Annotated in this window: 18 protein-coding genes; 10 read left to right on the top strand and 8 right to left on the bottom strand. The window is 68.6% G+C overall.

The window, feature by feature from the left end; all coding sequences use genetic code 11:
• Positions 1-9: 9 nt before the first annotated feature.
• From AC6LJ9_RS25055 to AC6LJ9_RS25040, 4 genes are read right to left on the bottom strand one after another with little or no spacing between them, the layout of a single operon-like run.
• On the bottom strand, positions 10-1,248 hold the full coding sequence (locus AC6LJ9_RS25055; protein WP_498149624.1) for an NAD(P)/FAD-dependent oxidoreductase: 1,239 nt from the start codon (positions 1,246-1,248) through the stop codon (positions 10-12).
• Between the two features lie 31 nt (positions 1,249-1,279).
• On the bottom strand, positions 1,280-1,702 hold the full coding sequence (locus AC6LJ9_RS25050) for a DUF6691 family protein (protein WP_498149623.1): 423 nt from the start codon (positions 1,700-1,702) through the stop codon (positions 1,280-1,282).
• A 1-nt stretch (position 1,703) separates the two neighbouring features.
• On the bottom strand, positions 1,704-2,135 hold the full coding sequence (locus AC6LJ9_RS25045) for a YeeE/YedE family protein (RefSeq protein WP_212313606.1): 432 nt from the start codon (positions 2,133-2,135) through the stop codon (positions 1,704-1,706).
• The gene (locus AC6LJ9_RS25040; RefSeq protein ID WP_498149622.1) at positions 2,132-2,482 is read right to left on the bottom strand and encodes an ArsR/SmtB family transcription factor; all 351 of its coding nucleotides are present in this window, start codon (positions 2,480-2,482) and stop codon (positions 2,132-2,134) included. Before AC6LJ9_RS25040 ends, AC6LJ9_RS25045 begins: the two co-directional genes overlap by 4 nt.
• A gap of 150 nt (positions 2,483-2,632) precedes the next feature.
• On the opposite strand from AC6LJ9_RS25040, the gene AC6LJ9_RS25035 reads away from it, so the two are divergent.
• The 4 genes from AC6LJ9_RS25035 (at position 2,633) to AC6LJ9_RS25020 (ending at position 6,062) form a co-directional block, all read left to right on the top strand.
• Positions 2,633-3,496 carry an MBL fold metallo-hydrolase gene (locus AC6LJ9_RS25035; RefSeq protein WP_498149621.1) on the top strand — a complete coding sequence of 288 codons (864 nt, stop codon included), beginning with the start codon at positions 2,633-2,635 and terminating at the stop codon, positions 3,494-3,496.
• A 122-nt stretch (positions 3,497-3,618) separates the two neighbouring features.
• Complete coding sequence (gene pap, locus AC6LJ9_RS25030) at positions 3,619-5,085, top strand: polyphosphate:AMP phosphotransferase (RefSeq protein ID WP_212313609.1); 1,467 nt, start codon at positions 3,619-3,621, stop codon at positions 5,083-5,085.
• Positions 5,086-5,107: 22 nt separating this feature from the next.
• Positions 5,108-5,557 (top strand): GNAT family N-acetyltransferase, encoded by a 450-nt coding sequence (locus AC6LJ9_RS25025; protein ID WP_498149620.1) that lies wholly within the window; start codon positions 5,108-5,110, stop codon positions 5,555-5,557.
• Between the two features lie 40 nt (positions 5,558-5,597).
• Entirely contained in the window at positions 5,598-6,062 is a 465-nt protein-coding gene (locus tag AC6LJ9_RS25020) for an HIT family protein (RefSeq protein ID WP_103271545.1), read from the top strand.
• A 24-nt stretch (positions 6,063-6,086) separates the two neighbouring features.
• Here AC6LJ9_RS25020 and AC6LJ9_RS25015 read toward each other — a convergent pair whose 3' ends face one another.
• Positions 6,087-7,193 carry a glycosyltransferase family 4 protein gene (locus AC6LJ9_RS25015; RefSeq protein WP_498149630.1) on the bottom strand — a complete coding sequence of 369 codons (1,107 nt, stop codon included), beginning with the start codon at positions 7,191-7,193 and terminating at the stop codon, positions 6,087-6,089.
• A gap of 1,005 nt (positions 7,194-8,198) precedes the next feature.
• On the opposite strand from AC6LJ9_RS25015, the gene nhaA reads away from it, so the two are divergent.
• The 4 genes from nhaA to AC6LJ9_RS24995 all read left to right on the top strand — a co-directional run bounded on the left by nhaA (position 8,199) and on the right by AC6LJ9_RS24995 (position 10,843).
• Positions 8,199-9,437 (top strand): Na+/H+ antiporter NhaA, encoded by a 1,239-nt coding sequence (gene nhaA / locus AC6LJ9_RS25010; RefSeq protein WP_498149619.1) that lies wholly within the window; start codon positions 8,199-8,201, stop codon positions 9,435-9,437.
• Positions 9,438-9,511: 74 nt separating this feature from the next.
• Positions 9,512-9,901: a DUF488 domain-containing protein gene (locus tag AC6LJ9_RS25005; protein ID WP_103271547.1), complete on the top strand. Its 390-nt coding sequence runs from the start codon at positions 9,512-9,514 to the stop codon at positions 9,899-9,901.
• 93 nt (positions 9,902-9,994) lie between these two features.
• Complete coding sequence (locus tag AC6LJ9_RS25000; RefSeq protein ID WP_498149618.1) at positions 9,995-10,564, top strand: PH domain-containing protein; 570 nt, start codon at positions 9,995-9,997, stop codon at positions 10,562-10,564.
• A gap of 3 nt (positions 10,565-10,567) precedes the next feature.
• Complete coding sequence (locus tag AC6LJ9_RS24995; RefSeq protein WP_498149617.1) at positions 10,568-10,843, top strand: hypothetical protein; 276 nt, start codon at positions 10,568-10,570, stop codon at positions 10,841-10,843.
• Between the two features lie 49 nt (positions 10,844-10,892).
• Here AC6LJ9_RS24995 and AC6LJ9_RS24990 read toward each other — a convergent pair whose 3' ends face one another.
• From AC6LJ9_RS24990 to AC6LJ9_RS24980, 3 genes are all read right to left on the bottom strand, one after another.
• A complete protein-coding gene (locus tag AC6LJ9_RS24990) occupies positions 10,893-11,741 on the bottom strand; it encodes a lysozyme inhibitor LprI family protein (RefSeq protein ID WP_498149616.1) in 849 nt (282 codons plus the stop codon).
• A 30-nt stretch (positions 11,742-11,771) separates the two neighbouring features.
• Positions 11,772-13,004, bottom strand: a complete 1,233-nt coding sequence (locus AC6LJ9_RS24985) for a COG3904 family protein (protein WP_498149615.1) — start codon at positions 13,002-13,004, stop codon at positions 11,772-11,774.
• A gap of 159 nt (positions 13,005-13,163) precedes the next feature.
• Complete coding sequence (locus tag AC6LJ9_RS24980; protein WP_498149614.1) at positions 13,164-13,862, bottom strand: N-acetylmuramoyl-L-alanine amidase family protein; 699 nt, start codon at positions 13,860-13,862, stop codon at positions 13,164-13,166.
• A gap of 293 nt (positions 13,863-14,155) precedes the next feature.
• Between AC6LJ9_RS24980 and tenA the strand changes: the two genes are divergently transcribed.
• Together tenA and AC6LJ9_RS24970 are read left to right on the top strand one after the other, a co-directional pair.
• Positions 14,156-14,818 (top strand): thiaminase II, encoded by a 663-nt coding sequence (tenA, locus tag AC6LJ9_RS24975; RefSeq protein ID WP_498149613.1) that lies wholly within the window; start codon positions 14,156-14,158, stop codon positions 14,816-14,818.
• Positions 14,819-15,158: 340 nt separating this feature from the next.
• On the top strand, positions 15,159-15,764 hold the full coding sequence (locus AC6LJ9_RS24970) for a methyltransferase domain-containing protein (RefSeq protein WP_498149612.1): 606 nt from the start codon (positions 15,159-15,161) through the stop codon (positions 15,762-15,764).
• Positions 15,765-15,807: the final 43 nt, after the last annotated feature.

Raw genomic sequence — 15,807 nt, 5'->3', positions numbered from 1 at the left:
TCCCGCCCTTCAGTTGCCCAGCGGCCGGGCCAGCCACTCGCGGCCCTTGAGCATGCCGTTCCAGTAGATCCACGGCAGCAGCGTGGCCTTGAGGAACCACGCGCTCTTGCGCGGCACGGTCGGATCCAGCGGGAAGGTGGGCAGCAGCTTACCGCCGTAGCCGAACTCGGCCAGCACGATGCGGCCGCGCTCGACCGTCAGCGGGCAGGAGCCATAGCCGTCGTACTTCACCGGCATGGCGTAGCCGTCCATGCAGGCGATCAGGTTCTCGGCCACCGCCACGATCTGCTTGCGCGCGGCGGCCGCCGTCTTGGCGTTGCTGGCGCTGATGGTGTCGCCCAGGCCGAAGACGTTGGCGTAGCGCGGATGGCGCAGCGTGGCCGGATCCACCTCGCACCAGCCGGCGGCGTCGGCCAGCGGGCTGTTGCGCACGAAGTCATGCGGCAATTGCGGCGGCACCGCGTGCAGCATGTCGAAGTCCTTTTCCACGCGGCTGACCTGGCCCTCGGCGTTCTTCACGTCGAACCAGGCCTTGCGCGCCGGGCCGTCCACCGCCACCAGCGTGGAATTGAAGTTCAGCGCGATGCCGTAGCGCTCGACATAGCGCATCAGCGGCGGCACGAAGGTCGGCACGCCGAACAGCGCCGCGCCGGCCAGGTCGAACTGGACCTGGGCGCGGCCCAGCACGCCGTTGCGCAGCCAGTGGTCGCAGGCCAGGTACATGGCCTTCTGCGGCGCGCCGGCGCATTTGATCGGCATGGCGGGCTGGGTGAACAGCGCCTGGCCGCCCTGGAAGCCGCGCACCAGCTCCCAGGTATAGGGCGCCAGGTCATAGCGATAGTTGGAGCTGACGCCGTGCTTGCCCAGCGTGTCGGACAGGCCCTCGACCTTGTCCCAGGCCAGCCGCAGTCCCGGGCACACAATCAGCTGGCGATAGCTGACGGCGCGGCCATCGGCCAGGCGCACGGTGTCGGACTCGGGCTCGAAGCCGGCCACGGCGGCGCGCAGCCAGGTCGCGCGCGCGGGCATCACCGCCTGCGTCGGACGCACGGTCTTGGCGACATCGAACGCGCCGCCGCCGACCAGCGTCCACGCCGGCTGGTAGTAGTGATTGTCGCTGGGCTCGATCACCGCGATGCGCAGGCCGGGGCGGCGCCGCAGCAGGCTGGCCGTCACGCCGATGCCCGCCGATCCGCCTCCCACCACCACCACGTCGAAATCGCGCTGCGCCGTCTCCGTCTTCTGCATTGTGTGTCTCCTGGGCGGCCGGCTTGCGGCCTTATTGGCGGTTCTTCAGGTATTCGAGGGCCGAGAATAACGCCATGCCGGCCACCATGGCCGCCACGAAGATCAGCGCCTGCGGCAGGCCGGCGGCGGCGTTGACCAGCGCCGGCCCGGGACAGAAGCCGGCCAGCCCCCAGCCCGCGCCGAACACCAGGCTGCCGACGGCCAGCCGAACATCCACGCGCGCGGGCGGCGGCCAGTGCAGCGGCCCGCCGTCCAGCGCGCGGCCGCGCCGCCGCAGCCATGCATAGCCGAGACTCGCGGCCAGCACCGCGCCGGCCATCACGAAGGCCAGCGACGGATCCCAGGCGCCGGCCAGGTCCAGAAAGCCCAGCACCTTGGCCGGGTCGGCCATGCCGGACACGATCAGCCCCAGGCCGAACAGCAATCCCGCGAGCAGGGCGCTGGCGATTTTCATGTCAGGCTCCCAGCACGTGGCGCAGCACGTAGACGACGGCGAAGCCCGCCCCCATGAACAGCGCGGTGGCCGCCAGCGAGCGACGCGAACCGCGTGACAGCCCGCAAACGCCGTGGCCGCTGGTGCAGCCCGAGGCATAGCGCGTGCCCAGCCCGACCAGCAGGCCGGCGACGACCAGGCGCAGCGGCCCGGCCTCAATCGTGGCGGGCGGCAAGGCCGCGTACAGTTGATAGAGCCAGGGGGACGCGCACAGGCCCAGCAGGAACGCGAGCCGCCAGCCGCCGCCCGGCGCGGGCGGCAGCAAATTGCCGACGATGCCGCTGATGCCGGCGATGCGCCCGGCCCCCAGCATCAGTAACACGGCCGCCGCGCCGATCAGCAGGCCGCCGGCCGCGGCCGGTCCCGGCGTGAAGGCACTCCAGTCCAGATTCATGATCCCGGCTCCTGATGCAAGGCGTCCATGGCCTTGCCGCAATACAGGCTGGACAAGGTCTTCATCACCTGACTGACCTCGAAGCTGGCCATCTGGTAGTAGACGTATTTGCCGTCGCGGCGCGTCGCCACCAGGCCTTCGTCGCGCAGCACGCCCAGCTGTTGCGACAGGGTGGGCTGGCGGATGCCGGTCAGCGCCTCCAGTTCGCCCACGTTGCGTTCATGGCCGACCAGCTGGCACAGCAGCAGCAGCCGGTCTTCGTTGGCCAGCGCCTTGAGCAGCGCGCAGGCCTGGGAGGCGGATTCGCGCAGCACGGCGACTTCGCATTGGGTCAGGGAGGCATTCATTTGACGGGGGTCAATCGGTAGCGCAGGGTTTGATCATTATATTGACCGATAAAATATCAAACAATATTATTGAAAAATATAAATTGAAGTGCCGCCCCGGCGCTTCGTTCCCATTCCGGTCCGCCCGCGCGGCCCATCCGAGCGTCCCCCATGCCCGCCATCATCCAGGCCTTCTTCGATCCGGTCACCGCCACCGTCACCTATGTGGTCCATGAAGACGCGCCGGGCGGCGCCTGTGCCATCATCGATTCGGTGCTGGACTACGATCCCAAGTCCGGCCGCACCAGCACCGCCGGCGCCGACCGCATGATCGAGTACGTGCGCCAGCATGGCCTGCGGACCGACTGGCTGCTGGAGACCCACGCCCACGCCGACCATCTCTCGGCCGCCCCCTACCTGCAGAAGCAGCTGGGCGGCGTCATCGCCATCGGCGGCGCCATCCGCGCCGTGCAGGGCGTGTTCAAGCGCATCTTCAACCTGGAGCCGGGCTTCGCGCTGGACGGCTCGCAGTTCGGCCGCCTGTTCACCGACGGCGAGACCTTCCGCATTGGCGCGCTGGAGGCCACCGCCATCCACGTACCCGGCCACACCCCGGCCGACATGGCCTACCTGGTGGGCAACGCCGCCTTCGTCGGCGACACGCTGTTCATGCCGGACGTGGGCACGGCGCGCTGCGACTTCCCCGGCGGCGACGCGCGCCAGCTGTACCGCTCCATCCGGCGGCTGCTGGACCTGCCCGCCGCCACGCGCCTGTACATGTGCCACGACTATCCGCCGGCGGGACGCGAGGCGCGCTGGCAGACCACGGTGGCCGAGCAGCGCCAGGCCAACATCCACGTGCGCGACGGCGTCAGCGAAGACGAATTCGTCGCCATGCGCACCCGGCGCGATGCCACGCTGGGCATGCCCACGCTGATCCTGCCGGCCATCCAGGTCAACATCCGCGCCGGCCATTTCCCGCCGGCCGAAGACAATGGCGTGCGCTACCTGAAGATCCCGGTCGACTCGCTCTGAGGCCGGCGCCCACGGCAAGCGCGCGGCCCGGATCCGGCGTCGCGCGCACTTGCGCGCGGCGGGGATATCCCGCAAGATCGCCCGATCGATACGCCTCTGTCCGCCCGCCGCGGACTCCAGCCATGTTCGCCGAAGCCGAAGCCGACCCCAGCCTGTCCAAAGAAGCCTTCAAGCCCATCGAGGCGCGCCTGCGCGTCGCCCTGCTGAACGCGCAGTACCAGCGCCTGCAGAAGGCGGAAAAATCCCTGCTGGTGGTGGTCGCCGGCATCGACGGCGCCGGCAAGGGCGCCACGGTCAACCTGCTCAACGAGTGGATGGATCCGCGCCACATCAAGACGCTGGCCTACGGCCCGCCCGAAGGCGAGGAGCTGGAACGCCCCTGGCTGTGGCGCTACTGGAAAGACCTGCCCGCCAAGGGCAGCACCGGCATCGTGTTCGGTTCCTGGTACGCGCAGCTGCTGCGCGAGACCTCGCGCAAGCGGCCCAACCAGGACACCATCGAAGCGCTGTCCGCCGCCATCCGCCGCTTCGAGGCCATGCTGGCCGCCGAGGGCGTGCAGATCGTCAAGCTGTGGTTCCACCTGTCCGCCCAGGCGCAGAAGGCGCGCGCCGAGCGCCTGCTGAGCAGCCCGGAAACCTCGTGGCAGGTCAGCCCCGCCGACCTGAAGGTGCACAAGAAATACGACCGCCTGCGCAACGGCGGGCAAATCGTCATCAACCACACCGACAGCGGCCACGCGCCCTGGGTCGTGATCCCCAGCGCCGACGAGCAGCTGCGCGCCGCGCGCACCGCCGAGGCCGTGCTGGCCGCCATGCGCCAGCGCAGCGTGCCGCGCATCCCGCCCAGCTTCGTGGCGCATTCCGGGCCGGCGCGCATCGTCGACCGGCTCGGCCAGCTCGACTACGAGGCCCGCATCGACCGCGAGGACTACGAGTCCGAACTCGGCCTGCTGCAAGGCCGGCTGGCCCGCGCCGCGCGTTCGAAGAAATTCCAGGACCGCTCGCTGGTGCTGGTGTTCGAGGGCCAGGACGCCGCCGGCAAGGGCGGCGCGATCCGCCGCGTCACGCATGCGCTGGACGCGCGCCAGTTCGACATCACGCCCGTCGCCGCGCCCAACAGCTATGAACTCTCGCGCCCCTATCTGTGGCGCTTCTGGCGCCAGCTGCCGCGCCGGGGCCGCATCGCCATTTTCGACCGCTCCTGGTACGGCCGCGTGCTGGTCGAGCGCGTCGAGAAGCTGGCCCGCCCCGCCGACTGGCGTCGCGCCTATGCCGAGATCAACGACTTCGAGGAGCAGCTGTCGGGCAGCGGCGCGCTGGTGCTGAAATTCTGGCTGGCGGTCACGCCCGACGTGCAGCTCGAACGCTTCAAGGAACGCGAGAAATCGCCGTTCAAGAACTTCAAGATCACGCCCGACGACTGGCGCAACCGCGACAAGTGGAAGGAATACGCCGCCGCCACCAACGAGATGCTGACGCGCACCGACGTGGCCCACGCGCCCTGGCACCTGGTATCGGCCAACGACAAGCGCTACGCCCGCCTGCAGGTGCTGCGCCACATCGTCGAGGCACTGGAAAACCCACGCTGATCCGCAACCGGAGGCATTGCCCATGAGCACCACGGAAATCCGCCCCGCCACCGCCGCCGACTTCGATGTCTGGCTGCCGCTGTGGAAGGGCTACCAGGACTTCTACCGCGTCGACATCGCCGACGCCGTCACGCGCAACACCTGGGATCGCCTGCTCGACCCGGCCGAGCCCATGAACGTGGCGCTGGCCTACGACGGCGGCAAGGCCATCGGCATGGTCCACTGGATCTTCCACCGCTCCACCTGGACCGCCGGCGACTATTGCTATCTGCAGGACCTGTACGTGACGCCCGAGGCGCGCGGCACCGGCGCGGGCCGCAAGCTGATCGAACACGTCTACGCCCAGGCCGCCGCCAACAACGCCGCGCGCGTGTACTGGCTGACCCACGAGACCAACGCCACCGCCATGCAGCTGTACGACCGCATCGCCGACCGTTCCGGCTTCATCCAATATCGCAAGGTGCTGCCGTGACCCGCATTCGCGTCCCGGCCGCGATCCGGAGGAAAACCCCGTGAGCGCCCGCGATCCCGACTGTCCGCTGTGCCAGGAAGACGGCGGCGCGCTGCTGTGGCGCGGCCCGCACCTGCGCGTCATCGAGGTCAACGACCCCGACTACCCCGGCTTCACCCGCGTGATCTGGAACGGCCACCTGGCCGAGATGACCAGCCTGTCGGCGCACGGTCGCGAGCTGCTGATGAAGGCCGTGTACGTGGTCGAGGAAACCCAGCAGGCCATTTTGTCGCCCGACAAGATCAACCTGGCCTCGCTGGGCAACATGGTGCCGCACCTGCACTGGCATGTGATTCCGCGCTGGCGCGGCGACCGCCATTTCCCCGACCCGATCTGGGCCCCGGCCCGCGTCGCCAAGGGCGCCGAGCCTGCCGAGCTGAAGGCCAGGCTGGCGCGCACGCAGGCGCAGCTGCCGCGCTACCGCGACCGCCTGGTCGAGGCCATGAACGCGCTGCTCTGGCATTGAGCCAAGGGTAGCGTCAGCGCGACGCTACGCCGCCGTCCCGCGCCGTTCGCTCAGCCAGCGGTGGTAGACGTTTTCCACGTCCTGCGCCACGCGCGCCGGCGTGAACAGGCCCAGGTCGCGCACGCGCGCCCGGCCCGCCTCGCCCATGCGGCGGCGCAGCGCCGCGTCGCCCAGCAGCAGGTCCAGCGCCTGCGCCAGCGCGCCCGGATCATTCGGCGGCACCAGCAGGCCGCTGCGGCCCGGCATCATGGTTTCGGGCACGCCGCCCACCTGCGTGCCGATCACCGGCAGCCCCATCGCGGCGGCCTCCACGAACACCGTGCCGAAGGCCTCGCGCCGCGTCGGCAGCGCGAACACGTCGAAAGCCCGCAACGCCGTGCCCACATCCTTGCGCCGCCCTGCGAAATGGATGCGCCGCGCCAGCGCCTGCCCCAGCGCGCGCACGCGCTCGCGCAACTGCTCCGCCAGCGGCATGCCATCGCCCACCAGCACCAGATGCGCGTCGGCATGACGGCGCGATACCCGGTTGAAGGCCTCGATCAGATCCTCATGCCCTTTTTCCGCCCGCATCACCGCCACGCAGCCCACCACCTTGGCCTCCGGCGGAATCGACAGCTCGCGGCGCAGGCAGGCGCCCGGCCGCTCCGGCGGCAGGGACACTGGCGAATGGATCACCTCGACCGCCTCGGGCCGCGCGCCGCCTTCCAGCAACTGGCCGCGCACATAGCGGCTGACGGCGATCACGCGGTGCGCCAGCCAGGTATAGGCGTATAGCGAGTTGATCGGCTTGGCCAGGTGGCGCGTGCGCACGATCAGCGGCGTGCCGGCCAGCCGCGCGCCGATGGCCGCCAGCACGGTATCGCGCCGGCTGTGCGTGTTCAGCACATCGAAACGCCCGCCGCGCAGCACCCGCCGCAGCGCCGACACGCCGCGCAGGAAATTCACCGGCCCGTCCATCAGCAGGTTGTGGACCTTGAAACCCGCCTCGCGCAGCCGGCCGCCCAGCTCGGCCTGCGGCTGGCACACGGCCTCCAAGTGATGGCCGCGCTCGCGCATCGCCACCATCTCCTTGTAGATGCAGAACTCCTGCCCGCCGAACGAGGTGGCCGCCTCGGTGTGCAGGATGCGCAGGCCGGAAAGGCCGGCGGATTCGGCCACGCAAGCGCGGGACCGCGCCTGACCGCTGAACGGATCGAACGCGCTCGCCTCGCCAGGGCCGGCGTCGATTCCGTCCTCCGCGTCGCTCCAGCGCCGCCCCTGCCACAACAGGTAGGCCTCCAGGTAGCGGATCTCTTCCGGCTCCAGCATCGCCAGCCCCGGCTCGCCGCCGCCCGCCGCCTCGAACTCCGTGGCGGCCAGCTGGCGTCCCCATCCCACCTGGACCTGACCGTCGCGCGACAGGCTGAACCGCGCCCCGCCCCGGGCCCAGGCCTGCAGGCGCGGACCAGGCAGCAAGGTATCCAGGCGATAGCCGCCCGGCAGTTCGGACAGCGCCCGGCCCGCGCCGGAACCGACATTTGCGCTCAACACTTCCGGGCCGGCATCCACCAGCAGCGGCGCGCCTCGCGCCCCCGGCCGCTGGTAACTGAGCGTCTGGATCGCCGGCAGGCGGGCCAGCAACGGCGTCCGTGGCGCCCGGACGGTGTGCGGGTTGTGGGAAGAGGATGACATCGGCGGCGGTCCTGAAAAAAGCCAGGGCGGCGTGGACAGGCGCGGCGAATGCGCCGCCGCCTGCCGCGTGCGCCCAGAGGAAACGCTGCCGATGGTAGCGGGAGACCGGTAATTAAATTAGCGACCTGTTCTCACGGATTTCACGGAACATGCATGATTTTATGGAACATATTCTCCATCTTTCAGGTAGAATTCAGGTTCCGTGCGCCCGCGACCAGACTGCGGGCGCAGCCCGTCCGGCCCGCGCCGGACGCCTCGCGCGCCGTCCCGCCAGACCACGCGCATTCCCGGCGCCCGCCGCGCCAAGTAAGCTTTGCCAGGGATCCCGGCGCCTTCCGGCTGCCGTTCGCCCAGGCGGCGGATCCGCCCGGCAAGCCATCCTCAACCCGAACCACGGCATGGAGCCGCCGCCCCTCGCCGTCGCCGTTCGCCGCGTACTCACCGAAAGGTAGTAAAGGAGTCCAAGTGAGCCATCCGGCCCCTCCCGCCCCGCGGTCCGCCTCATTCCTGCAGGCGTTCCTGAAATCCGAAGCCCTCGGCGGCTACGTCCTGATGCTCGCCGCCCTGGTGGCGCTGATCGTCGCCAACAGCGGCCTCGCGCCGGCCTATTTCGACGCGCTGGGCGCCAAGCTCGGCTTCAGCCTGGGCCCCGTCGTCCTCAAGGAATCCGTGCTGCACTGGATCAACGACGGCCTGATGGCCGTGTTCTTCCTGCTGGTCGGCCTGGAGATCAAGCGCGAAGTGCTGGACGGCCAGTTGCGCGGCGCCTCGCGCATCGTGCTGCCCGGCATCGCCGCGCTGGGCGGCATGGTCATGCCCGCCATCATCTACGTGCTGATCAACCTGGGCAGCCCCGGCACGCTGCGCGGCTGGGCCATCCCCGCCGCCACCGACATCGCCTTCGCGCTGGGCATCCTGGCGCTGCTGGGCAGCCGCGTGCCGACCTCGCTCAAAATCTTCCTGACCGCGCTGGCCATCCTGGACGACCTGGGCGCCATCATCATCATCGCGCTGTTCTATACGTCGCAGCTGAACCTGTTCGCGCTGGGCATGGCCGCCGCGCTGCTGGCCTGCCTGTTCTGCCTGAACCGCGCCGGCGTGCTGCGGCTGACGCCCTACCTGCTGCTGGGCGTGGTGCTGTGGTACTTCGTGCTGAAATCCGGCGTGCACGCCACGCTGGCCGGCGTGGCGCTGGCCCTGGCCATCCCGCTGCGCCCGCAGAACCAGGGCGCGCCCGCCGCGCACTCGCCGCTGCACGCGCTGGAACACGCGCTGCACAAGCCCGTGGCGCTGCTGATCGTGCCGATCTTCGGCTTCGCCAACGCCGGCGTGTCCTTCGCCGGCATGGGCCTGGACAGCCTGGCGCAGCCCGTGCCGCTGGGCGTGGCGTTGGGCCTGTTCCTGGGCAAGCAGCTGGGCGTGTTCGGCTTCGCCTGGCTGGCCATCAAGGCCGGCGTGGCGACCCTGCCGCGCCACGCCAGCTACGCGCAGCTGTACGGCGTGGCGCTGCTGTGCGGCATCGGCTTCACCATGAGCCTGTTCATCGGCGCGCTGGCCTTCACCGATCCGGCCGCCGTGGACGCCACCAAGCTCGGCGTGCTGACCGGCTCGCTAGCCTCCGCCATCGTCGGTTTCGCGCTGCTGCGCGCGAGCGGCGGCGCGCAGCCGGCGGCCACGCCCGCCACGGCCGCCCCCACCCGCTGAAGTCCCGTTCCCGGGCCGCGCGGGCGGCTCGGGCGTTGCGGTAGACTGGCCACAACGCCCACCCAGGAGCGGCCATGAAAGCGCCCGCGATCTCCCTCCAACGCATCTACGAAGGCACCGGCCCGGACGAGGCCTACAAGGCCCTGGTCGACCGGATGTGGCCGCGCGGCCTGCGCCGCGCCGACCTGGGCCTGGACGAATGGGCGCGCGACATCGCCCCATCCGCCGAACTGTGCAAATGGTTCGGCCACGTCGACGAACGCTGGGACGAATTCCGCCAGCGCTACAACGCGGAACTGGCCGCGCCCGAGCAGCAGGCCCGCATGAGCGCGCTACTGCAAGCCGCCGGCAAGCGGCCGCTGACCTTGCTCTATGGCGCGCGCAATACTGAACACAACCAGGCCGTGGCGCTGCGTGAGGCGCTGCTGGCGCATGCGCGCAAGGGCGGCGGGCGCGCGGCTTGAAAGGTCCGAACGCACAGGGTCTTGTCGCGTTCCTGGCGTAAGATAGGCGCGCCCTGAACCCGGCGTCGGCCCCGGCACCCCAGCCCTAGATCCATGGACTTTGATTACAAGAACGCTACGCCTGAACAACTCAAGGCGCGCTACAACGAGATCGCCAAAGAGATGGGCGACGACCAGTTCTTCACCAAACGGGAACTGAACCATCTGCCGCACGTCCTGCAGGAGGGCGAGCAGGTCCTGGCCTTCACCAGCGGCCTGATGAACAACAACACCTGGCTGATCACGCTGACCGACCGGCGCATCATCTTCCTGGACAAGGGCATGATCTATGGCTTGCGTCAGGCCGCCATCGACCTGGACAAGGTCAACGCCATCTCCGGCGAAACCGGCCTGCTCTTTGGCAATATCGCCATCCAGGACAGCGCCAGCACGTTCGAGATCCGCAACGTCTGGAAAAAGAGCGTCATGCGCTTCACCAACCGCGTGCAACAGGCCATCGAGGCCCGCAAGCAGGCGCGCGTCCGCCCCGCAGCGGCTGCGCCCGCGCCGCGCCAAGACGACGAGGTCATCGTCAAGCTGGAACGCCTGGCCGCGCTGCGTGAACGCGGCGTCCTGAACGATGATGAATTCGCTGCCCAGAAGGCCCGCATCCTGGCCGGCTGATCCATGGAACTGCTCATCGTCATCGGCGTTCTGATCGCGCTGGTCATCGGCTACTTCTGCCTGGGCGCGCTGCTCAAGTTCCTGGTGCAATGGTGGATGGCCGTCGTCTTCGGCATCCCACTACTGTATGTGGGCCTGGGATTCGGCTGGATCGGCGCGATAGGCGCCGTGCTGGGCGCGCTGCTGTTGATGGGCGCCACCATGAATTGGCAGAATTCGCCGACCTGCGAAGCGCTGGAAGCGCGCCTGAACAAGGCGTTCTACTTCGACGACGTATGAAAGAAACAGGCCGGACGCGACCGCGTCCAGCCTGCGGCCGGCTACCCGGCTAGCGCCCCGCCGTCGTCGGATTGGCTAGCGGGAACGTATCGTCCGTCAGGCAAGCCTTGAGCCAGTCGTAGTCGTCGCTGTCATAGACCTCGCCATCGAGCCGGGGCAGCGCCTTGGTCGGATAGCCCATCGGCGTGCGTACCTTGGGGCCGGTGTTCCAGCGCGCCTCGTCCGAGATGCCGCCCGGGCAGTTGTCGTCGTTGCCGTTGTACGAGCAGGACGCCACCGGCACCAGCTTCTGGTCCACCACCTTCGCCACATAACGCTGCGCGTAGACCGAGCCCGTGGCCCAGTATTGCTCGGCGGTGCAGACACGGTCCTTGTTCTGGTAGTGGCTGATCGCGAAGCAGGCGTAGATGTCGTTCGGCGGCAGCAGCTCGCAGACCACGTCGTAACCATCGTAGGGACCGCCGGTGAACTGCTGGCGGAATTCCCGCTGGGCCAGCGCCGTGCTGATCAGCCTGGGCTGCTTGCTGCCCTTGTCGCGCTCCGTCAGATCGTCGATGCGGGCGCTGATCAGGTCGGCCGCGACGGAACCCGCCGTCTTGCCTTCCGGCACGGCGTCGATATTGGCGATCAGGTCTTGCAGCTTGCCGTCACGCGCGGCGAGCCAGCGGCGCTGGCTATCCTTCAGCATCGCGCGGATCTCGTCGTCCGGCGCCTGCTTCATCAGCGCGGCATAGGCGCGGTTCAGCCCGGCGTCCTCGGCTTTCGCCTCGCGGCTGGAGCAGATCAGTTTCTCGACGGGGCTGGACGCCTTGCCGCAATCGATCGCCAGGGCCGGCGCCGCCGCGGCGGTCAGGCCCGCCAGGATCAGGAACCGGGTCGCGCGCAGGCTGACATGCATGGTGCTTCTCCAAAGTGCAAGGCCGGCCGCTCAGCGGCTGATGACCTCGCTGTCTTCCAGGACGATGCGGTAGTGATCGCGCAGGTCCAGGATGTACGTGAAATTCGACGTGCCGCTGGCGTTCTTGCCGCGTTCCGGGCTGGACACCTTGTAGTCGTAGATGCCCTTGACCATGCAAAGCTGGTTCTCGCACTTGGCCCGCAGCGTGCTCTGGTCCACCACGAAGCGCCGCACCGGCCAGCGCGCGAAATACGCCTGCTTGTCCGCCAGCACCTCGGACTTCGGCCGCTTCTTCTTGAAGAAGTCCACCGTGTCCGCGTAGAACTCGCGCGTGAACTTCATGGCCTCTTCGTTGGTGCCGCTGCCCGCCTGGATCATCAGCGCGGCGGCGTTGATGGCCTTCTGCTCGTCGGACGGCGCCGCCGGCGCGGGCTGCTTGGTCAGGTACGGATTGGCGACCGGCGCCTGGCCGGCGGCGGCCGGCTGGCGCGGGGGCAATTTCGCCTCGCCGGCCGGCGCGGACGTCTGCTGCTGCGGCGCCGGGGCGGGCGCGGATGTCTGCTGCTGCGGCGCGGGCGCCGGGGCGGGCGCGGCGCGCGGGCCCCCGCCCTGCTGCGCGCCATTGGCGGACGCCTGGGTCGGCCCCACGCGGTTGATGCCGTACTTGGCGATTTCCTGCGGCGTGAAGAAGTACATGTCCTTGGACGGCGTGCTGAACATGATGCCCAGCACATCCGCCGACACGCCGTACTTCGGCAGGGTCGCCACGATGTCCGACACGCCGAACTGCGCCTGCTCGCCCGTCAGCTCCGGCGCCGAGATCTGGTGCACGCCCAGCCGGCCCACCGCCAGGCGCTGGCGGCCGGCGAAGAACACGAAGGAACACGCCGACGCGCAGTAGCTGTCCTTGGGAATATAGGTGTTCAGGCCGCGCTCGTAGATCTCTTCCGCCACCACCAGCCCGATATGGACCAGGCCGCCGCCATTGTTCTGCAACACGATGGTCGAGATGGTCGGATGCTCGCGCAGCGCCTTCTTGAGATTCAACATGTCGTTGGCGCCCACCGCGCCCACGTAGATCAGCAGGTCCGGCTCGCTGCGCAGGAAGAAGAACGGACCGTAGCGCTCGGGCTCTTCCTGCTTGGCGGACGCCGGCGCTTGCGCCTGCTGTGCCTGGGCCTGCGCCACGCCGGCCGACAGGGCCGCGCAGGACAGCGCCAATGCCGAGCTCCAGACCGTCAGTTTTCTTTTCAGCCTCATCATTCCTCTCCCTGGGAACCTATGTCGCGCAGACCCTATCGGGCCACGCCGCGTTCCGCGCTTGTCCATTGGCCGGCCCACAAGGCGCGGCGCGCTTGAAGCAGGATTTTATCCATCCCGCGCGACAGCGCCAGCCGCCGGGCCGGACGCGCGCGATCCTCGCTAGTCCCGCAGGCAGCCGTGCACGCCATCGGCGATCGCGCGCGCCATCCGCTCGATGGTGTCGGGCCGCGCCACCCGGGCCTCGTCGTCCGGATTCACGATCACGCCGGCCTCCACCAGCACCGCCGGCATGGTCGCCGTCTTGAGCACCGCCAGCCCGTCGAAACGATGCACGCCCAGGCGGCGGTCCAGCAACGGGCGGTTCTCGCCGGCGATGGGCTCGGCGTGGTACAGCGACGGCTTCTCGCCCGCCGCCACCAGCGCCTCGCCGATCGCCTTGGCGCAGCGCAGGCTTTCCTCGTAGCGAGGATTGCGCTGCGAGACAAAGATCGAGAAGCCCGCGAACTCGCGCTGGCGGCCCGCGTCGATGTACTTCTGCTGCATCGAATCGTGATGGATGGAGATGAAGAAATCCGCATCCGGCGCCAGCCGCGCGCGCTGGCCCAGCGCCACCTCGGCGCCGTCGGCCGCCACGCGCCGCACCCGTTCGCCCAGCGCCGTCAGCCGCGCCGCCACCGCGCCGCTCAGCACCAGGTTGTACTGATACTCCACCCGGCCGCTGGCGCCCGTGGCCCCGGGCCGCGCGGGCGTGTGGCCCGTATCCACCACCACATAGGCGGCCTGCGCCGACAAGGCCGGCAGCGCCAGGCACACGGCCGCCGCCACCCGACCCGCGCGCCGCCGCGCCGTGATCGCCATCCGCCTGATTACCCGTTCACCGCTGACTGAAGACACGCTGGAGTTCGCCCTGTTGAGAGAGGCCGGCCGCTGAACCGCGACCGGCACGGAATGCGCCGGATTCTCGCGCAGCCCGCCGCCTGGGGCAATCGCCGAATGCGGCGCGCGGCGCCAGCCCGTAACAGGCGCGGCGCGGCCCCCGGCCCCACCGGAAGCAAATGACATGAAAAGTTACCCGGCCGTCGGGTGTTGCTATCCTTGGCCGGCAGCCACGGCGCGACTTCGCGCGCCGTCCGACTATGCAGAGGAATCCCATGTCTTTCAGCTCCGACGCCTGGGCGCGCAACGCCGCGCTGTACGAGAAAACGCGCACCATGCCGTTCAACCAGGAGCTGGCCAGCGGCCAGCTCGACGAGCACGCGTTCCGCCACTACATGATCCAGGACGCCCACTACCTGGTCGCCTTCGGCCGCGCGCTGGCCGTGGCCGCCGCCAAGGCCGACAACGCCGACGGCGTGGTCCAGTTCGCCGACGCCGCCAAGAACGCCGTCGTGGTCGAGCGCAGCCTGCACGACGGCTTCATGAAGCAGTTCGGCATCAGCGCCGACACCTTCAACGCCACCCCGCTCACGCCCGCCAGCCACCACTACACCAGCTACCTCATCGCCACCGCCTGGAGCGCGCCCTACCCCGTGGCCCTGGCCGCGCTGCTGCCCTGCTTCTGGATCTACGCCGAGATCGGCCGCGACATCCACGCCCGCGCCGCCCAGCCCAACCCCTACAGCGCCTGGATCGACACCTACGCCGGCGAGGAATTCCACACCCTGGTCCGCGAAGTCATCGCGTCCGTGGACCGCGCCGCGGAACTCGCGTCCGCCGAAACGGTCAAGGCTATGCACGAGGCATACACACACGCCGCGCGGCTGGAATGGATGTTCTGGGATTCCGCGTATCGGCAAGGCACATGGGAGGCTTAGCGCAATCGCGCCGGTATGCGCGCCACGGTAAGGGCGCGCTATCGTAGCCTCTCACCTCGAAGAGTGCATGACCGCCCTGGCCTGAATCCACACGTGCCACGTCAAGGATTTACGTCATTTCCGCTTCGTCTTATTGACAGCGAACGTGCAGCTGACTAGCCTCCTGCGGTCGGGACTTTTCTGGCGTGGCGGCATGCTCAACAACGACATGGCTTATCACCGCCTATGACCATCGTCCACGAGTTCTTGACCGGGCTGCACTCGCACAGCCAAACCACTCAAACCGGCCATCTGGGGTGATCAAATTCCTTCTCTACGCAAACTAATCCACAAAGGCAAGATGAGACTGTTCACATGGTCTCCGGCCTTCGCCGCGAAATGCGGCGTGAAATTCCGGCTGCGCGCTGTGAATCGTCAATTTCTCGAACGGGAAATCTTCGACCACCTGAACCAGCTCGCCGCCAAGTCACCCACCCGGATGAAGTGCCTGTTCCTGGGCATGCATTACTACACCTGGCACTACCCTCGCCTGCTCAAGATGGATTTCTATTCACTGGACATGGATCCTGAGCAAGCCGTCTATGGCCCCCCTGGCAGGCACGTCATCGGCAGCGCGACGGACATGGCAGGCTACTACGACGAAGAGTCGTTCGACATCGTGGTGTCCAACGGCGTGATCGGCTGGGGCTTGAACGAGCGGAGCGGATTCGAGCAGATGATGGAGCAGTGCCATCGGGTGCTCAAACCAGGTGGGCTATTGATTCTCGGGTACAACGATACGCCGGAGCGGAAACCTTATCCGGTGGATATTGATCATGCCGGCTTGTTCGAGCCTGTGGTGCCGTCGATTCGGGGGATCACGCACTTCGAGCATCCGATGAACGACAGCTACGCGCATGTGTTTGTTTTTGGCCGGAAGCGGAAAGCGGTGGCACAGACGGCTTGACGCTTCTGTGCGGAGAAAACATGACGCCGGCCTTGTGCCGGCG

This window comes from Achromobacter sp. 1011811831 (assembly GCF_059760905.1).
This window is presented reverse-complemented; position numbering and strand designations above follow the sequence as displayed.